The organism is Streptomyces nanshensis, assembly GCF_001751255.1.
GTDB classification, from domain to species: domain Bacteria; phylum Actinomycetota; class Actinomycetes; order Streptomycetales; family Streptomycetaceae; genus Streptomyces; species Streptomyces nanshensis_A.
In genome coordinates this window covers 1-1,300 of sequence record NZ_LJGW01000548.1, presented here as the reverse complement: position 1 = coordinate 1,300, position 1,300 = coordinate 1, and the positions used below count along the sequence as shown (strand labels likewise).

The window sequence follows — 1,300 nt, the reverse complement described above, 5'->3', positions numbered from 1 at the left end:
TGCCGGGCGCACCCGGCGCACCCGGAGGCACCGGCGCCCCCGGCCCCATCGGCACCCCGAGCTGCGCCGCCGCGAGTTGCTGCTGCGGCGCGGGCTGCTGGAGCCCGGCGCGCTGGTCGGCGGTGGAGCGGTAGTCGACGGCGCCCTGCGTGAGCCGCATGTACGCCTCCTCCAGGGACGCCTGATGCGGGGACAGCTCCCACAGCCGTACGTCCGCGTGGTGCGCCAACTCGCTGATCTGCGGCAGCGGAAGCCCCGTGACGCGCAGCGCCCCGTCGCCCTCCGGCTGCACGTGCCCGCCGGCCTCCTGCACCGCCGACGTCAGCTTCTCCTGCTGTCCCGGGTCGCCCTCGGGCGTACGGACGCGGGCGAAGCCCACCGAGTTCTGCGCGATGAACTCCTTGACCGAGGTGTCCGCCATCAACTGGCCGCGCCCGATGACGATCAGATGCTCGGCGGTCAGCGCCATCTCGCTCATCAGGTGCGAGGAGACGAAGACGGTACGGCCCTCGCTCGCGAGCTGCTTCATCAGATTGCGGACCCAGAGGATGCCCTCGGGGTCGAGACCGTTGACGGGCTCGTCGAACAGCAGCACCTGCGGATCCCCGAGCAGCGCCGCGGCGATGCCCAGCCGCTGGCCCATGCCGAGTGAGAAGCCCTGGGAGCGCTTCTTGGCCACCTGCTGGAGGCCGACGACGCCCAGCACCTCGTCCACCCGGCGGGCGGGGATGCCCGAGAGCTGCGCCAGCGACAGCAGATGATTGCGCGCCGACCGCCCGCCGTGCACGGCCTTGGCGTCTAGCAGGGCGCCGACCTGGCGGGGCGCGTTGGGCAGATTACGGAACGCGTGCCCGCCGACGGTCACTTGACCGGACGTCGGGCTGTCCAGGCCCAGGATCATCCGCATCGTCGTCGACTTGCCGGAGCCGTTGGGCCCCAGAAAGCCGGTGACGATTCCGGGCCGCACCTGGAAGGACAGGTTGTACACGGCCGTCTTGGCGCCGTAGCGCTTTGTCAGGCCGTACGCCTCAATCATCCGTTTGTCCCTGGACGAAGTTCGGGGCTCACACGCCCCCGGACATGGCCTAGGAGGCTACAAGGCCCCGGTTCGGTTCCAACCCCCGGTGCCCCGGACGCCCGCCTTCCGGCCCCGGAGACACCCAACCCGCAACCCCCCGACGGCCGTTGAAGATCGCGGCCCCCTGCCCAATCGCCCGCTGCACTGTGACGCGTACCGACCGCACAGAACCTCACGCGCGACGACGGAGGGCCCGCCCGGGGACCGCGGCCACGCGGTCCC

At 71.6% G+C, this 1,300-nt stretch carries 1 protein-coding gene; it reads right to left on the bottom strand.

Annotated features, from left to right (window positions below; genetic code table 11):
* Positions 1–1,036, bottom strand: a 1,036-nt coding sequence (locus AN218_RS29660; RefSeq protein WP_079132721.1) for an ATP-binding cassette domain-containing protein, incomplete at its 3' end; no start/stop codon positions are given.
* Positions 1,037–1,300 lie beyond the last annotated feature (264 nt).